10 protein-coding genes are annotated in these 17,801 nt (G+C 72.1%); 4 read left to right on the top strand and 6 right to left on the bottom strand.

The genetic code is table 11. The features are described 5' to 3' along the window. Positions 1-19 precede the first annotated feature (19 nt). The 3 genes from mfd to MQP27_RS15650 all read right to left on the bottom strand — a co-directional run bounded on the left by mfd (position 20) and on the right by MQP27_RS15650 (position 7,192). Positions 20-3,550, bottom strand: coding sequence for a transcription-repair coupling factor (mfd, locus tag MQP27_RS15660; RefSeq protein ID WP_242765733.1), 3,531 nt, complete (start codon positions 3,548-3,550; stop codon positions 20-22). A gap of 277 nt (positions 3,551-3,827) precedes the next feature. Continuing rightward, complete coding sequence (locus tag MQP27_RS15655) at positions 3,828-6,407, bottom strand: ABC transporter permease (protein WP_242765731.1); 2,580 nt, start codon at positions 6,405-6,407, stop codon at positions 3,828-3,830. Then, entirely contained in the window at positions 6,404-7,192 is a 789-nt protein-coding gene (locus MQP27_RS15650) for an ABC transporter ATP-binding protein (protein ID WP_242765729.1), read from the bottom strand. The genes MQP27_RS15655 and MQP27_RS15650 overlap by 4 nt, the downstream gene beginning before the upstream one ends. A 379-nt stretch (positions 7,193-7,571) precedes the next feature. On the opposite strand from MQP27_RS15650, the gene MQP27_RS15645 reads away from it, so the two are divergent. The 3 genes from MQP27_RS15645 (at position 7,572) to MQP27_RS15635 (ending at position 11,348) form a co-directional block, all read left to right on the top strand. Continuing rightward, positions 7,572-9,077, top strand: coding sequence for an MFS transporter (locus tag MQP27_RS15645; RefSeq protein WP_372511194.1), 1,506 nt, complete (start codon positions 7,572-7,574; stop codon positions 9,075-9,077). 211 nt (positions 9,078-9,288) lie between these two features. Further along, a complete protein-coding gene (locus tag MQP27_RS15640; RefSeq protein ID WP_242765727.1) occupies positions 9,289-9,738 on the top strand; it encodes a DUF485 domain-containing protein in 450 nt (149 codons plus the stop codon). Further along, on the top strand, positions 9,735-11,348 hold the full coding sequence (locus MQP27_RS15635) for a sodium/solute symporter (RefSeq protein ID WP_242765725.1): 1,614 nt from the start codon (positions 9,735-9,737) through the stop codon (positions 11,346-11,348). Before MQP27_RS15640 ends, MQP27_RS15635 begins: the two co-directional genes overlap by 4 nt. A 108-nt stretch (positions 11,349-11,456) precedes the next feature. Here MQP27_RS15635 and MQP27_RS15630 read toward each other — a convergent pair whose 3' ends face one another. The 3 genes from MQP27_RS15630 to MQP27_RS15620 form a co-directional block, all read right to left on the bottom strand. Next, positions 11,457-12,344 carry a cellulose-binding protein gene (locus MQP27_RS15630; protein ID WP_242765723.1) on the bottom strand — a complete coding sequence of 296 codons (888 nt, stop codon included), beginning with the start codon at positions 12,342-12,344 and terminating at the stop codon, positions 11,457-11,459. 268 nt (positions 12,345-12,612) lie between these two features. Next, the gene (locus tag MQP27_RS15625) at positions 12,613-15,816 is read right to left on the bottom strand and encodes an SUKH-4 family immunity protein (protein ID WP_242765721.1); all 3,204 of its coding nucleotides are present in this window, start codon (positions 15,814-15,816) and stop codon (positions 12,613-12,615) included. A gap of 8 nt (positions 15,817-15,824) precedes the next feature. Then, entirely contained in the window at positions 15,825-16,850 is a 1,026-nt protein-coding gene (locus MQP27_RS15620; protein ID WP_242765719.1) for an SMI1/KNR4 family protein, read from the bottom strand. A 379-nt stretch (positions 16,851-17,229) separates the two neighbouring features. Here MQP27_RS15620 and MQP27_RS15615 point away from each other — a divergent pair, with 379 nt between their 5' ends. Beyond that, positions 17,230-17,769 (top strand): YwqJ-related putative deaminase, encoded by a 540-nt coding sequence (locus tag MQP27_RS15615; protein WP_242765716.1) that lies wholly within the window; start codon positions 17,230-17,232, stop codon positions 17,767-17,769. Positions 17,770-17,801: the final 32 nt, after the last annotated feature.

The raw sequence follows: 17,801 nt of genomic DNA, 5'->3' as shown, positions 1-17,801 counted from the left end.
GGTGCCGGAGACCGCCGGATCACGACCCCAGAATCGACGCCAGGAACTCCCCCGCCCAACCCAGCAGTTCACGCCCCACCAACGGCTTTCCGCCCACCTTCGCCGTCTTCGGCCGCGGCACCAGCACCTGGTGGACCGCCGGCTTGATGACCGTCCCGGGGTAGAGGCGCTTGAGGCGGAGTTCCTGGGACTCGCGCAACTCCACCGGCGCGAAGCGGATGTTGTTGCCCTGGAGGACGATCTCGGCCACGCCGCACGCGCGGGCCAGCATGCGCAGGCCCGCCACCAGCAGCAGGTTCTCCACCGGTTCGGGCAACTTGCCGTAGCGGTCGACGAGTTCCTCGCGTACCGCCTTGATGTCCTCCTCCGTGTTGGCGGAGGCGATGGCGCGGTAGGCCTGCAGGCGCAGACGCTCGCCGGGGGCGTAGTCGTGCGGGACGTGCGCGTCGACCGGGAGCTCGATCTTGACCTCCAGCGGTGGCTCCTCCTCCACCCCGCCCTCCAGGGACGCGCGGTAGTCCGCGACCGCCTCGCCGACCATGCGGACGTACAGGTCGAAGCCGACGCCCGCGATGTGGCCGGACTGTTCGCCGCCGAGGAGGTTGCCCGCGCCGCGGATCTCCAGGTCCTTCATCGCCACGTACATGCCCGCGCCCATCTCCGTGTGCTGGGCGATGGTGGCCAGGCGCTCGTGAGCCGTTTCCGTGAGCGGCTTCTCCGGGGGGTAGAGGAAGTACGCGTAGCCGCGCTCCCGGCCCCGGCCCACCCGGCCGCGCAGCTGGTGGAGCTGGGACAGGCCGAAGTTGTCGCCCCGCTCGACGATGAGCGTGTTGGCGTTGGAGATGTCGATGCCCGACTCGACGATCGTCGTCGAGACGAGGACGTCGTACTTCTTCTCCCAGAAGTCGACGACGACCTGTTCGAGGGTCGACTCCGACATCTGGCCGTGGGCCGTCGCGATCCTCGCCTCGGGGACGATCTCGCGCAGCCGGGAGGCCGCGCGGTCGATCGACTCGACGCGGTTGTGGATGTAGAAGACCTGGCCCTCGCGCAGGAGTTCGCGGCGGATGGCCGCGCCGATCTGCTTCTCCTCGTACGGGCCGACGAACGTCAGCACCGGGTGGCGTTCCTCGGGGGGCGTGGTGATCGTCGACATCTCCCGGATGCCCGTGACCGCCATTTCGAGGGTCCTGGGGATCGGGGTCGCGGACATCGTCAGTACGTCGACGTTCGCGCGCAGCTTCTTCAGCTGCTCCTTGTGCTCGACGCCGAAGCGCTGCTCCTCGTCGACGATGACCAGGCCCAGGTCCTTGAACTTCGTCTCCGAGGAGAACAGGCGGTGGGTGCCGATGACGACGTCCACCGAGCCCTCGCGCAGCCCCTCCAGGACCGCCTTCGCCTCGGTGTCCGTCTGGAAGCGGGACAGCGCCCGTACGTTGACCGGGAACTGGGAGTAGCGCTCGGAGAAGGTGCCGAAGTGCTGCTGGACCAGGAGGGTCGTCGGGACGAGGACCGCCACCTGCTTGCCGTCCTGGACCGCCTTGAAGGCGGCCCGCACCGCGATCTCCGTCTTGCCGTAACCGACGTCGCCGCAGATCAGACGGTCCATGGGGACGGTCTTCTCCATGTCCTCCTTGACCTCGGCGATGGTGGTCAGCTGGTCGGGGGTCTCCGCGTACGGGAAGGCGTCCTCCAGTTCGCGCTGCCAGGGGGTGTCCGGGCCGAAGGAGTGGCCGGGGGCCGCCATGCGCGCGCTGTACAGCTTGATGAGGTCCGCCGCGATCTCCTTGACGGCCTTCTTCGCACGCGCCTTGGTCTTCGTCCAGTCGGCGCCGCCGAGGCGGTGGAGGGTCGGGGCCTCGCCGCCGACGTACTTGGTGATCTGCTCCAGCTGGTCGGTGGGGATGTAGAGGCGGTCCCCGGGCTGGCCGCGCTTGGCGGGCGCGTACTCGACGACCAGGTACTCGCGCGTCGCGCCCTGCACGGTGCGCTGCACCATCTCGATGTACCGGCCCACGCCGTGCTGCTCGTGGACGATGTAGTCGCCCGCCTCCAGGGTCAGCGGGTCGATGGTCTTGCGGCGCCGGGCCGGCATCCGGGCGCCGTCCTTGCCGGCCGCCTTCTGGCCGGAGAGGTCGGTCTCGGTCAGGACCGCCAGCTTCAGCGTCGTGTCGACGAAGCCGTAGTCGATCGAGCCGCACGCCACGTGCACGACGGACGGCGAGATCGCCCCGAGTTCGACGTCCAGGCGGGCCGCGATGCCCTCGCCGCCCAGCACCTCGACCGTGCGGGCCGCGGGGCCGTGGCCCTCGGTGACGAACACCGTGCGCCAGCCGTCGGCGAGCCAGCCCTTGGTGTCGGCGAGGGCCTTCGCGGTGTCGCCGCGGTAGGTCTCGGGGGCGTGCATGCCGAGCTTGAGGGTGTCGGCGTCCAGGTCCTCGTCGGCGGCGAACGGCGACACCGACCACCACATCATGTCCAGCTCGCGGGCCCGGTCCCGGACGTCCGCGATGGACCAGAGCGAGGCCGCGCCGACGTCGATGGGCGCCTCGCCGCCGCCCGCGGTCGCCGCCCAGGACGCCTGCAGGAACTCCTGCGAGGTCGCCACGAGATCGGCCGCACGCGTGCGTACCCGCTCCGGATCGCATACGACGGCCATGGCGCCCTTGGGCAGGACGTCGAGCAGCAGTTCCATGTCGTCGACGAGGACGGGGGCGAGTGACTCCATGCCCTCGACCGCGATGCCCTCGGCGATCTTGCCGAGCAGTTCGCCGAGCTCGGGGTGCTGTTCGGCGAGGACACGCGCGCGCGTGCGGACGTCCTCCGTCAGCAGGAGCTCCCGGCAGGGAGGCGCCCACAGGCCGTGCTCGGCGACTTCGAGGGACCGCTGGTCGGCGACCTTGAAGTAGCGGATCTCCTCTACGTCGTCGCCCCAGAACTCGACGCGCAGGGGGTGCTCCTCGGTGGGCGGGAAGACGTCGAGGATCCCGCCTCGTACGGCGAACTCGCCGCGCTTCTCGACGAGCTCCACGCGCGCGTACGCGGCGGCGCCGAGGGCGTCGACGACGGCGTTGAGGTCGGCGGTCTGCCCGGTCCTCAGCGCCACCGGCTCCAGGTCGCCGAGGCCCTTGACCTGCGGCTGCAGTACGGAGCGCACGGGGGCGACGACGACGGAGACCGGGCCGGTCTCGGGGTCGTCGGGGGTGGGGTGGGCGAGACGGCGCAGGACGGCGAGGCGGCGGCCCACGGTGTCGCTGCGGGGGCTCAGCCGCTCGTGCGGGAGGGTCTCCCAGGAGGGGTACTCGACGACGCCGTCCGGCGGGAGCAGCGACCTGAGGGCGGCGGCCAGGTCCTCCGCCTCGCGTCCCGTCGCCGTCACCGCCAGCACCGGGCGGCCGGTCTCCCGGGCCAGCGCGGCGACCGCGAAGGGGCGGGCCGCGGGCGGGCCGACCAGGTCGACGTGCATACGGTGACCGTCCCTGGCCGCCGTGACGGCTTCCGCGAGGGCGGTGTCCTTGACGACGGCGTCGAGCAGACCGTGCAGGCTCATTCGGGGCGGCTTTCGTCCGAGGGTGGCGAGGGTGGGCAACACGAAGCGCCCGGCGCGCGCTGCGGACCGGGGGTATCTCCAGCCTACGACGACGCCCGCGCGGGTGCCGGGGCCTGTGGACAACCCCCTGCGGGTGTGAACCGCGGAAGAGCCCTGGCCGGGTGTGAACCGCCGAGGAACGGCAAACAGCCCGGCGCCGGTGAGTCCCCCAAGACTCCCCGGCGCCGGGCCCTCCCCCGCAACCCCCGTATGCGGTGGCCTTACCCCCTGTGTCCCGCTACTCGGTGGCGATCGCGTTCAGTACGTTCATCCGGCCCGCCCTGAACGCCGGGATCAGTGCCGCGAACAGGCCCACGAACGCCGACCCGATGAACACCGCGGTGATCGTGCCCCACGGGATCTCCAGGACCTTCAGGCCCTCCAGGGCGAGCAGCTTCTGGGCCGTCGCGCCCCAGCCCATGCCCAGGCCGAGGCCGAGCAGGGCGCCGAAGAGGGCGATGACCACGGACTCCATGCGGATCATGCGGCGCAGCTGCCGGCGCGAGAGGCCGATCGCCCGCATCAGGCCGATCTCACGGGTCCGCTCGACCACCGAGAGGGCCAGGGTGTTGACCACGCCCAGGATCGCCACCACGATCGCCAGCGCCAGCAGGCCGTAGATCATGTTCAGCAGCTGGCCGATCTGGTCCTTCAGCGCCTGCTTGTAGTCGGTCTGGTCGCGCACCTTGTACTGCGGGTAGTCGTGCATGGACGACTTCAGGGCCTTGTACGCCGAATCCTGCTGACCGTCCTTGGCCGTCGCGAAGACCAGCTGGTCCAGTGGCATCTTGTCGGCCGGCACGTACTTCGCCAGCGTGGCGATGGAGATGTACTTCGAGCCGGCGTCGATCAGGCCGTCGCTGCTGGTGATGGCCCGGACCGTGAGGTTGGCGGTGGAGCCGTCCTTGAACGCGATCCTGATCTTCGAGCCGAGGTGGATGTCGTGCGCCTTGGCGAACTTGTCGTGGACCGACATCGAGTCGGGCAGGTAGGCGTCCTTGAGGTTCCCGGCGACGGTCTTGACCCGCAGGTCGGTGGCGTACGTCGGGTCGGCCGCCGTGACGTCGGTGTCCTTGAGCGTCTTGCCGTCGGGCGTGGTCCAGTCGCCCTTGGTCGTCCGGTACTCGGTGACCCGGCTCAGCCCCGGCGTCGACTTCACGGCCTTCACGGCCTGCGGGGTGATCATCTGCCCGCTGTCCGACTGGATGATGAAGTCCGTGCCGACGGTCTTGTCGAGCTGGTCCGTCGCCGAGGCGACCATGGAGGAGCCGACCACCGAGAGGCAGGCGACCAGCGCGAGGCCGATCATCAGGGCGGCGCCGGTGGCGCCGGTGCGGCGCGGGTTGCGCAGCGCGTTGCGCTCGGCCATGCGGCCGACGGGGCCGAACATCCGCAGCAGTACGGCGCCCAGGACCCGTACGACACCGGCCGCGAGCAGCGGGCCGATCACCACGAAACCGATGAGCGACAGTACGACGCCCAGGCCCAGCCACAGCGAGCCGTCGGCGGCCTTGCTGACGCCCGCGGCGAGGTAGAGGCAGTAGCCGCCGGCGCCGGTCAGCACCAGGCCGATCAGGGCCCGGATGCGGCCCGCCTTGGCGTCGGCCGGGGCGCCGGCGTCGCGCAGCGCGGCCATCGGGGAGACCTTGCCGGCCCGGCGGGCGGGCAGGTAGGCGGCGAGAACGGTGACGACGACACCGAGGAGGAGGCCGACGACCGGGGTGGTCCAGGCGACGGTCAGGTCGGCGGTGGACAGGTGCATACCCATGGAGCTCATGAGCTTCATCAGGCCGACCGCTAGGCCGATGCCCGCGCCGACGCCCAGCACCGAGCCGAAGAAGCCGAGCAGCAGCGCCTCGACCAGCACCGACCGGTTGACCTGCTTGCGGGAGGAACCGATGGCCCGCATCAGGCCGATCTCGCGGGTGCGCTGGGCGACCAGCATCGAGAAGGTGTTGATGATCAGGAAGATGCCGACGAGGAAGGCGATCCCGGCGAAGCCGAGCATCGCGTACTTCATGACGTTCATGAAGGACTCGACGTCCTTCTGGTTGGCGTCGGCGGTCTCCTTGGCCGTCTGCACCTTGTAGGCGCCGCCCGTCGAGGCGATCACGTTCTTCTTGAGCTGGGCGTCGGTCGTCCCGGACGCGGCCGTCACGTTGACGTTCGTGTACACGCCCGTCTCGCCGACCAGGGTCTGCTGGGCCGTCTTGGTGTCGAGGTAGAAGATCGCCGCGCCGGGGTTGGTGACCTGGAAGTCGGCGATGCCGGAGATCCGTGCCTTGTGCGTGCCGACGGCGCTGATCACCGCGAGCTCGTCACCGAGCTTGAGGTGGTGCTTGTCGACCGTGTCGGCGTCCACCATCACCTGGTCGGAGCCCCTGGGCGCCGTACCGGAGGTGATCTTCATGGTGCGGGCGTCGTTGCCGTTCCAGCTGCCGACGATGGTCGGGGCGCCGCTGGACGGCGAGAGGCTGTCCTTCTTGGCGTCGACGACGGTCACGGAGGTCGAGAAGACGGTCCCCTCCGCCGACTTCACGCCCTGGGCGTCGCGCACCTTGGTGACCACGGAGGCCGGCATGACCGGCGGCTTGCCGTTGTCGGAGGTGGTCTCGCCGGTGTCCGAGGCGCCCTTGGCGCTGACCGTCACGTCGGAGGAGGTGGCCGCGAACAGCTTGTCGAAGGTGGTGTTCATGGTGTCGGTGAAGACGAGCGTCCCGCAGACGAACGCCACCGACAGGAGCACGGCTATCGCCGAGAGCGCCATGCGCCCCTTGTGCGCGAAGAAGTTGCGCATCGAGGTCTTCAGGACGGTCATGACGTACGCCCCCGGGCGTCGAAGTCCTTCATGCGGTCCAGGACGGCGTCCGCGGTCGGCTTGTACATCTCGTCGACGATCCGGCCGTCGGCGAGGTACAGGACGCGGTCCGCGTACGAGGCCGCCACCGGGTCGTGCGTGACCATGACGATGGTCTGGCCGAGCTCGTCGACGGACCTGCGCAGGAAGCCGAGCACCTCGGCACCCGCGCGTGAGTCGAGGTTTCCGGTCGGCTCGTCGCCGAAGATGATCTCGGGGCGGGCGGCCAGGGCGCGGGCCACGGCGACGCGCTGCTGCTGGCCGCCGGAGAGCTGCGTCGGGCGGTGCTTGAGCCGGTCGGAGAGCCCCACCGTGTCCACCACCCGCGCCAGCCACTGCTTGTCCGGCTTGCGCCCCGCGATGTCCATGGGCAGCGTGATGTTCTCGATCGCGTTCAGCGTCGGCAGCAGGTTGAACGCCTGGAAGATGAACCCGATCCGGTCCCGGCGCAGCTGCGTGAGCTTCTTGTCCTTCAGCCCGGTGATCTCGGTGTCGTCCAGGTAGATCTGCCCGGAGGTCACGGTGTCGAGGCCGGCGAGGCAGTGCATCAGGGTGGACTTGCCGGAGCCGGAGGGGCCCATGATCGCGGTGAACTGCCCGCGGGCGATGTCCACGTCGACGTGGTCGAGGGCGACGACACGGGTCTCACCGGACCCGTACGCCTTGACGACCTGCCGCGCCCGCGCGGCAACGGCCGTACGCCCTCCAGTGCCCCCGTGCCTGGGAATGGTCACGGCCGATGTCATGGCATTTCTCCTATGTCGGTCAAGAAGTGAGTAGCTCGAAGTGGTACGTCGACGAGTCTGGTGCCGCGAAGGGGTCCGGCGCGCTGGTGCTCGGCACCCTCTTCTACGGGGGAAAACCCCACCCCCGCCGGTTCGGTGAACCACCCCCCGGCGGCGTAAAGCCAGGTTAAGGACGGCCCCCTGCCCGTCTCGTCCTCCAGCGGGACGAACCCTCCCCGAGCCGTAGTGCGGAGGAACCCCTAGGGGCACTCCACCGCCGGGTGGAGCCGATCTAGGGGTTCGGTCCACCCGTCGGTCCACCGAGCTTCCACCCTGCCGCGACGTGAGGGTCAAGTGGGAAGCTGTTCGGCGGCAGATAGATGCAAGGGGAAGGAATCCTGTGGACCAGGGGGACACGGAGATACAGGCGTCGGTCGGCGGCAGGCCCGCGCAGGACACCCGCAGACGCGGCGCCGTCGTCGCCGCCCTCATGCTCGCGATGGCGCTGGCCGCGCTGGACGCCACCATCGTCTCCACCGCCGTACCGCAGATCGTCGGCGACCTCGGCGGCTTCTCGGTCTTCTCCTGGCTGTTCTCCGGCTACCTGCTCGCGGTGACCGTGACGCTTCCGGTGTACGGCAAGCTGTCCGACACCTTCGGCCGCAAGCCGGTCCTCGTCGCGGGCGCGGCCGTGTTCCTGCTGGGCTCGCTGCTGTGCGCGGGCGCGTGGAACATGGGGGCGCTGATCGCGTTCCGGATCGTGCAGGGCCTGGGCGGCGGCGCGCTGCAGGGCACGGTCCAGACGCTGGCCGCGGACCTGTACCCGCTCGAGGAACGGCCCAGGATCCAGGCCAAGTTGTCCACGGTGTGGGCGGTGTCGGCGGTGGCCGGGCCGGGGTTCGGCGGTGTGCTGGCCGCGTACGCCGACTGGCGGTGGATCTTCCTGGTCAATCTGCCGATCGGCGCGGCGGCGCTCTGGCTGATAGTGCGTCATCTGCACGAGCCGGAGCGCGCGCCGCGCACGCCCCCGCGGGTTGACTGGGCGGGGGCGCTGGCGGTCTTCGCGTGCGGGGGCGTGCTGCTGACGGCGCTCGTGCAGGGCGGGGTGGCGTGGCCGTGGTTGTCCGCGCCGTCGTGCGCGCTGTTCACCACCGGGCTCGCGCTGGTGGCGCTCGTGGTGTGGATGGAGCGCCGGGCGGCCGAGCCGATCATCCCCGGCTGGGTGTGGCGCCGCCGCACGATCGCGGCCGTCAACCTCGCGCTGGGCGCGCTCGGGCTGCTGATGGTGGCGCCGTCGGTGTTCCTGCCGACGTACGCGCAGTCGGTGCTCGGGCTCGGCCCCGCGGCCGCCGGTCTGGTGCTGTCCGTGTGGACGCTGACCTGGTCGTCCTCGGCGGCGCTCAGCCAGCACGTGTACCGGCGCATCGGCTTCCGCGACACCGCGCTGATCGGCATCGGGGCGGGCGCGCTGATCCTGCTGGCGTTCCCGTTCCTGCCGTATCCCGGATCCTGGTGGCAGCCGATGCTGCTGATGCTGGCGCTCGGCGCGGTGCTGGGGCTGTTCCAACTGCCGCTGATCATCGGGGTGCAGTCGTCGGTGGGCTGGGCGGAGCGCGGTACGACGACGGCGTCGGTGCTCTTCTGCCGCCAGGCCGGCCAGACGATCGGCGCGTCGGTCTTCGGCGCCGTCGCCAACGGCGTACTGGCTTCCCGGCTGGGCGGCGCGAGCGACCTCGACTCGGTGACGCGGGGCCTGGACACGGGGGCCGTCCCGGAGGCGACGCGGCGGGCGATCGCGGACGCGGTGCACGCGGTGTACCTGGGCGCGGCCTGTGCGGCGGCGCTGGCCTTCCTGGTGCTGCTGGTGCTGGCGCCGCGCCGCTTCCCGGTACTGACGGAAGAGTGACCGGCGCTTCCCGAGCGCACCCCAACTGGACGCTCAAAAGTCTGAGTTAACGGGGGTAACACCCCAGGTCAGCGAAGTAAGCGCATACCGACCGATCAGTTTGGTGAAAAGCTCGCGCACCTGGTGACCGACGAGTAACGTGCGTGGCTCCGCACGCCCCCCACCTCCCTGCGGTCCCCGCCAGGACCCGAGCCACGCAAGGAGTACCGGGATGTCCTACGACCCGTCCCCGTCGTACCCGTACCGATATCCACCGCAGCAACCGCAGCCGCCGCAGCACGACATGACCTACCCCTGGCAGCCGCCCCTCGACCCGCCCGAACCGGCCCCCCGCCGCCGTCCGCCGCGCGCCCCGCTCGGCCACCACAGCGATCTGCGGATCCTGCGCAGCGCCTACCGGTGGCAGCGGCGCACCGCCTCGCTCACCGCGCTCGGCTACTTCACGCTCTTCCTCCTCCTGTCGGCCTTCGCGCCGGCGTTCATGACGAGCACGGTCACCGACGGCCTGCCCACGGGCCTGCTGCTCGCGGTCCTCCAGATCCCGGTGACCTGGCTCGCGATCGTCCTGTACGAGCACACGGCGCGCCGTTACGTCGACCCGATCGCCGACCGCATCCGCAAGCAGTCCGAACTCGACGCCAAGCGGGAGGCGGCCCGATGACCAACGGCTTCAGCGGCAACGCGCAGGCCATGTCCCTCGTCGCGTTCTCCGCGATCGCCACGATCACGCTGCTGCTGTGCGTGATGACGGGCCCCGACCGCGACGACCTCGACGAGTTCTACACGGGCTACGGCTCCCTCTCCCCCATGCGCAACGGCCTCGCGATCGCCGGCGACTACATCTCGGCGGCGAGCGTGCTCGGCACGGGCGGCGTCATCGCGCTCTGCGGTTACGACGGCATCGTGCTGGCGTTGAGCACCACGCTCTCCCTCCTGCTGCTGATGTTCCTGCTGGCCGAACCCCTGCGCAACGCGGGCCGGTTCACGATGGGCGACGCGCTCGCACGGCGCATGCCGGGGCGCGCGGTGCGCATGACGGCGTGCGCGGTGACCATCGCCGCGCTGCTGCCGCTGATGCTGGTCCAACTCGCCGGTACCGGGCAGCTGCTGGCCTTCATCCTCGGCTTCTCCGGCGACTCCCTGAAGACCGGCTGCATCATCGGGCTGGGCGCGCTGATGATCAGTTACGCGGCGATCGGCGGCATGAAGGGCACGGCCCTGATCCAGATGCTGAAGATGGTGATGCTGCTCGGATCGGGCGCGGTGATCGCCGTACTGATCCTGCGGCGCTTCGACTGGGACCCCGGCGCGCTGTTCAGCGCGGCCGCCGCGCAGAGCGGGGTCGGCTCCGCCTTCCTCCACTCGGGCGTGGAGTTCGCGGGCAGCTCCAACCCCCGGCTGGACATGATCGCTTCGCAGCTCACGGTCGTCATCGGCGGTGCCTGCCTGCCGCACGTCACCATGCGCATGTACACGGCGTCCAGCGCCCGTCAGGTGCGCCGGTCGATGTCCTGGGCGGTGTCCTCGGTCGGGGTCTTCGTCGTCATCATGACGGTGGTCGGATTCGGGGCGACGGCCCTGATCGGCCGCGCGGTGATCGCCCAGGCGGACCCGCAGGGCAACACGGCGTACCTGCTGGGCTCGCGCGCCGCGTTCGGCCCCGACGTCTCGACCGGCGAGACCTTCCTCTTCACCACGGTGACCACGGCGATCTTCCTCACCCTCCTCGCCTCGGTCGCCGGCATGATCCTCGCGTGCGCCAACTCCCTGGCCCACGACGTGTTCGCGGCCCGCGTCCAGGAAATGTCGCCGCACCGCGAGATGGCCCTGTCCCGGCTCTCGGCCCTGGCGGTCGGCATCCCGGCGATCCTGCTGGCCACGCTGGTCCAGCACCGCAGCCTGCAGCCCCTGGTGACCCTGTCCTTCTGCCTGGGCGCGTCGGCCATCGCCCCCGCTCTCGTCTACAGCCTCTTCTGGCGCCGCTACACCCGAACGGGCCTGCTGTGGACGCTGATCGGCGGCACCGTGACGGTCCTGCTCCTGATGCCGGCCACGAACCTGGTCTCCGGCTCCCCCGTCGCGGCCTTCCCCGACGCCGACTTCAACTGGTTCCCGTTCACCACGACGGGCCTGGTGTCGATCCCCCTGGGCTTCGCGTTCGGGTGGCTGGGGACGGTGCTGTCCGGACGCCGGGCGTCGGAGGAACAGCGCCATCAGTACGAGGCGGTGGAGGGGTGGATCCTGGCGGGGGCGGTGCGAAGGGGGACGTAGACATCAGCCCCGCCTGCGCCGCACCACCGGGGGCGCACGGTCAACACCGAGCGCCCCCGCCCCACGCCGCACGCCGTCCCACGCCCTCCCACGCCGCCCCACTCCCCGTCACTCCCCGGACGCCGACCCCGTCAACGCCGTAAGACTGCTTCGTACGTAATCCATCTGGGCCTGTACGTCGTCCCACCGCTCCCCGTGCTCCCGAAGCACCCGCTCCGTCTCCCGGGCGATCGCCTCCTCCCGAAGCCGTGCCCCCGCCACGATCTCCCCGGCCCGCACCCGAGCCTCCTCCCGGCACCGCCGGCCGGACTCCTCCGCCTCCCCCAACTCCCGCTTGGCCTCGGACAACGCCGCCTCGGCACGAGCCACCCGCTCGGCCTCCCGCGCCTCCAGCGCCGCGACCCGCTCGGCCTCCTCCCGCTCCACCTCGGCCCACCGCTCGGCGAACTCCTTGGCCTGCTCGGCAAGCATCGCGGAGGTCCGCTGCCGGACCTCCCGCAGCGCCGCGAGGGCCTCCCCTCGCCCCTCCTTGACCTCCCGGCGGGCCCCGATGCGGATCTCGTCGGCCTCGGCCTGCGCGGCGAGCAGGCGTTGCCGGGCGCGTTCCTCGGCCTCGGAGCGCACTTCGTCGGCGTGCGCCTGCGCGGCACTCCGCACGCTGTCCGCGCGCGCCCGCGCCGCCTCCACGAGTCGCTGCGCCTCCTGCCGCGCGCCCTCCCGCACGGCCGTCGCCTCCTCCAGGACCAGCGCGAAGAGCTGGCTCGCACGCCCCCCGAGCGTCTCGTACGACTGCGGCGCGAGCCGTGCCACCGTCTCACGCAACCGCGCGGCCTCCTCCTCCATCTCCCGGGCGAGCACGGTGAGCCGCGCGGCCCGTTCCCACGCGGCGTCGCGGTCGCGGGAGAGCGCGGCGGCGAAAGCGTCGACCTGTTCGGGACGGTAACCGCGCCCCCGTACGGTCCCGAAGCCGTGGGGCGAGACCACTGCGCCGCTCATCCTGGAACCCCTCTCCGCCGAACGAACACGAAATGATGATTTCGCGCCACATGTTGACGTATAGGGCGTAAGTGTTCATAACGCGACACTCCGCGCGGGAGTCACGGTCGGCGCGGAGGAGCGGAGGCGCGGAGGAGCGGAGGTCTGGCGGACGTCGCGGGTCCAGGGTGATCGCCGGGGGCTCATGGAAAAGGCCGGGCCCGGTCGCGATGACCGGGCCCGGCCCGATGCGCTTGTGCGCGCAGTGCCAGTGGGTGTCAGTGGGGCGTCACAGCAACCCGTCCCACATCTGCTCCAGCAGTACTGACCACCAGCTCTCCGGCGAGCCGAGTGCCGCCGGGTCGAGGGAGGCCAGCTGGGCCTGGAAGTCGACGGTCCAGCGGCCCGCCTGCTCCTGGTTCAGGCCGAACCGGAGCCGCCACATCCGGCCGAGCAGCGCGAGGCACCGCTGGAACTCGGGCAGCCCCGTGTTCACGAACTGCGGTGGTACGGACACCCCGCCGGGCCCGGCCTCCACCGGCACGGCGACGATGTTCGCCGTGCCGTACTGCACGCAGATCGCCTTGCCGAAGTCGCTGCCCATGACGAGGTACGAGCCCGCGTCGGAGGACGGCTGGACGCCACGCTCCTGGGCGAGTTCGGCGAGCGTTGGCACCGGCCGCCCCGGCTGGGCCTGCGCCCAGAAGAACGGCCCCATGTCCAACGGGAGTCCGGCCACCACCAGCGACTGCGCCACGACCGGCGGTACGCCCTGCCGGGACACGGCCGCCTGCTCGAACCGGAAGACCCCGGGACCGAAGGCGCCCGCCATCTCCTGCGCGACCGCCTCCGGCGGAATCGGCGGCGCGGCCTGCACCGGCGGCAACGGGGCGCGCACCGGCGCGGGGCGGGCCGGGCCGTCCGCCACCTGGTGCAACTCTCCCTGGTGTACGAGCAGTTGCTGCATGCCCTGCTGCCGGCTCGCGTGGTCCGTGCCGTACGGCGCGATGCTCGTGATCCGCGCCTGCGGCCACTGCTCCCGGATCATCCGGGCACAGTAGGCACCCGGCAGTTCGCAGGACTCCAACTCGGTGTGCAGCTCCAGGACCTGGTCCGGCGGCACGTTCATGCCACGCAGCTCATGGAAGATCTGCCACTCCGGATGCGGCGTCCCCGGCGCGGAACGCCGGATCAGCTGCTGCTCCGACCCGTCCTGCGCCCGATACCGCAGCACGGCCTGGTAACCGGGCCCCACCGTCGGCTGCCCCTGCGGCTGCGGCGGATATCCATAGGCCGGCTGCTGCGTGGGGCCGGGGGGCGGGGGCATCGCGCCCGGGGGCGGGGACATCGCGCCGGGCGCCGAGGGCATCGGCGGCTGCGGGGCGCCCGGGGGCATGCCGGGGGCGCCCGGGGTGCCGAGTGCGCCGGGTGCCGGCGGGGGCGGCGGTGTACCGGGCGGGCCCATCGGGGGTGCGCCAGGGGCGCCCACAGAGGGTGCGGCCAACACGGTCTCCGCGTGGTGAACGGCGCCTTGCGGGGCGCTTGGGGCGCCGGGCGTGCTGGGTGTGCCGGGCGCGTTCGGCGTACCGGGGGCGCTCGGAGCGCCTTGCGCGCCGGGCGTGCCCGGGGCACCCGGGGCGCCCGGAGGTTGCGGTGCGCCCCCGCCCGGGCCCATCCGCCCCGGGTCGGCGAACATCGTGGCGGCGTGGTGGACGCCCGGAGGCGTACCGCCGGGGGCGTTCGGCGCGCCGGGCGGGTTGGGGGCGCCCGGCGGGTTCGGTGCGCCGGGGGGCTGCGGCGCGCCCGGGCTGCCGCCAGGGATCCCGCCCGCGCCCTCAGGCCCGTCGGGCCCGAGCGCCGACACCAGTTGCGTCGGGACGTACCCGCCCGCACCCGGCCCAGCAGGCGGCGCGGACGGAGGCGTGCCACCGGCCCGCGCGCCCGGAGCTCCAGGCGCACTCGGCGGAGGCGGAGTCGTCGAACCCCGGCGCGGTGGAGGACCCGCCTTGCTGGTGGCGGCGTCGGCGATGTCGCCGGCGTTCGGCGCGCCGGGCACGTTCGGCGCACCCGGGGCAGCCGGTGGCTGCGGGTAACCGTAGGAGGGCGCGGGCGGCGGAGGCGCACCCGGCCCGGACACGCCGGGCTCCGGCGGACGAGCGTACGGAGGAGGGGGAGGCGGCGGAGGTGTGGCCCCTGACGCGGGCGCCCCTGGAACCGCCGATCCACCCGCACCCTGCGGATAGCCATACGCCGACCCATCAGGAACCGGCGGCGGAGGCGGAGGCGGCAACGCGCTGCCCGGCGCACCCGAACCCACAGGCGCCCCCGACACACCACCCGCGCCCTGCGGGTACCCGTACGCCGACGCACCAGCCCCCGGCGGAGGCGGCGGCACACTCCCCGGCGCACCCGGCACTCCAGGCGCCCCGGGCACACCACCCGGCGCCCCTCCGGCACCGTGCGCCCCCGGCACACCACTCACGCCCTGCGCCCCAGGCGCACCACCGGGCGCCCCGCCAACACCCTGCGCTCCATGCCCTACATGCGCCGCAGGCCCGCCGTGTGCCCCAGGCCCTCCATGTGCGCCCGGCGCACCCGGCTCGTCCAGCGCCGGCTCCACCGCTGTACGCGGAAGCCGACTACCCCCCGGCATCAACTCCGTCTGCGCGTCCGGCGGTGTGTCCCCCGGCTCGTTCAGTGGCGGTGCGAACACCGTCGCCGGGAGCGGTACGGAACGGTCCTCGCCGGCATCGGCGTTGGTGTCGGTCCCGGCCCAAGGCGTCGCCCCGGCAGGCACATCCGCCGCCAGACCGGCCGAACCGCCTGACCCCACCGAGGAGTTCGAGGCACCAGCGCCCGCGCCGCCCTGCGCCCCCGCGCCCCCTCCACCGGGCACCCCGGCCTGCGTCTCCGGAAGCGCATCCCTCAGAGCCCCGCCACCCGACGAAGCACCCGAACCGACACCAGCACCGGCACCGGCACCGGCCCCGGCACCATGGCCAACGCCCGCACCCGAACCGGCACCAGCACCGACGCCCCCTGCACCGGCCCCGGCACCGCCCCCGGCCCCAACACCCCCGTCCTCCCCAGCGCCCCCACCCCGCCGCTCCCCGATCCCCAGCTTGTCCGCCGCCTCCTGCAACCACTCCGGCGGAGTCAGCAGGAAGGACGTCTGGTTCAGGTCCACCCGGGCCGGTGCGGCCGGCGCCGGGGCCGAGTCGGGGGTGGTGTCCGGGCGGCCGTACTCCTCCTCGTAGCGGCGGATCACCTCGCCCACCGGCAGTGAGGGCCACAGCGTGGCCTCCCCGCTGTCGCGGGCGATCACCAGCCGCTGCGCGCCGCCGTCCGAGCGCGGTCCGTCCGCGCGGTCCTCCGCCCAGACCACGAACCCGAGCTCGAACTCCCGCACCCGCACCTCGCGGTGCTGGTACGACGGCACCTCACCGTTGATCCACTCCTCGGCGCGCTCCTGCGCCTGCGCGAAAGTCACCATCGCTCAGTTCACTCCCCCACCGACGACGCGGAAGAAGCCGACGACGCCGAAGAAGCCGAAGGCACCGGCACCGCGTGCGCGAATCCGCCGTCCACCATCAAGTTCGCCACCGTCTCCAACTCCGGCGGAGAGCCCGCGAGTCGGGACAGGAACGCGTCGAAGTCCTCGCCGCACGGCAGCAGCAGGCGTTCGACGCGTTCCGCCGGCGCCCACGAGGGGTCGACGTCCCGCGCGTCGTCGTACGCGCAGAACCACACCGAACCGATCCGTTCGCCCTTCACCTTCACCGCGAGCAGTCCGCCCTGGACGAAGCCGACGCCGAGGTAGTCCTTGGTCAGGTGGTCGCGCAGGCACTTGTTGACGTAGACGAGGTCGTTGACCGCCGCCTCGTCCCGGACCGTGAAGAAGGGCTGGTCGATCAGCAGGCCCAGTTCGGCGTCAAGGGCCGTTCCGACGGGGGCGCTTCCGCCCGCCGCCTTCAGGAACGAGCGGTACGCGCCCGGCAGGCGGTAGCCGAGGTCCTCCTCGACGCCCTGCACCTGGCCCTCCGTCACCGCGACCCCGGACTTCGGCAGCCCGAAGTGCGCCGGACGCGTCTCCTGCAGCGGCCGTGTGCCGCGCTTGTTCTGGTCGACCCCCGACGTGGCGATCCCGCCGTGGTGCCGCAGCAGAGCCTTCACGTCGACGGGGATCAGTTCGAGCCGGCGCGTGCCCACCACGTGGTGCCAGGTCCAGCCGTGCGGCGTCGCCACCGCCGGCACCGTGTCCCACAGGTCGTGACCGGTCGCCGCGAGCGCCGCGTTCGCCGAGACGTAGTCCGTCAGCCGCAGCTCGTCCACCCCGAAGCCCTCCGGCGGCTCGGCGATCTCCGCGGCCGCACGCGCGTAGGGCGAGAAGTCGGGGTAACCGTGCTCGTCCACGCGTACCCCTCTCGGGTGACGCGCCGCCCGGACCGGATCCGGGAAGTGCACGACCTGCCCGGCATAGGCCGCGTTCGGCGGCGCGGCCCTCTGCCCGAGCCGACCTGTCGTCATGGCGGTTGCCCCCTGCGGCACTCTGGTACGGCCCGCAACGCCCGGCTCCCACCGCCCGCTACGCACCGTATCGACTGTCTCGTCCGTCTCGACTTCCGTCTCGACCGTCACCCAAGCGTGTTGACCACGCGCACCCGCGCGTCCCACCACGCGCCTTCGCCCGAACGACATGCGTCGCCCGCGCGAATCGCGGCAACGACAGCCTATGCGGTACGACGACCCCGGTCACCGGCGCCGGTCATGACCCCCTCCGCTTCCGTGACCAGCCGTCACCCCCTCGTGACAGCCCGCCCAAACCCGGGCGTGTCGCACCGCCCCAGCTTCCGCACCCGCCACGGGATTTGGCACTCTGTGACGTCCGGGGGATGCTCGGGAGGGGATGACGATCATGAACGCGACGCAGACGGGACCGCACACGGACGCCCGCAACACCGGTATGTCCGGCGACCCGCGCATCGGCTGGAGCAGCACCGAGGCACCGCACGCGCCCGCCCTGCTGCACCGTCGCGACGGCATACTCCCCACCGTCGCCGCCGCCCTCTCCGTCCGCGGCGCGACCCTCACCGGCACCGCCGCCCGCGGCGATCAGCCGCCGCCGCTGCACCCGCTCGTCCAGGACTTCCTCGACACCCTCACCAGCGACCAGCGCGACCGCTTCACCGGCCGCTGCGCCGAGACGATCCTCATCTCGCGGCACATAGCCGCCGCGGACGACGCCCGCAGCAAGCGCGCCGCCCGCAAGCCCATGACCAACGGCGAGGCCCGCAAGGCCCTCAAGCAGGCCAAGCTCACCGCCCGCCGCATCCGCGAGGACGGCGACCCGCTGCACGGCAGCTTCGCCGCGCCCTGCCGCGCCTGCGCCGCCCTCAGCGCCCACTTCGGCGTACGCGTAGTCGACCCGGCGGCGGCGGACGACTAGCCCCCACCCCACCCCCCAGCACAGGAATTCGG

The sequence above is a fragment of the Streptomyces cylindrosporus genome, assembly GCF_022698165.1.
In the GTDB taxonomy this organism is placed as follows: Bacteria; Actinomycetota; Actinomycetes; order Streptomycetales; family Streptomycetaceae; genus Streptomyces; species Streptomyces cylindrosporus.
Note: the sequence above shows the minus strand (reverse complement) of the source record. Positions and strands in the feature narration are given on the sequence as shown.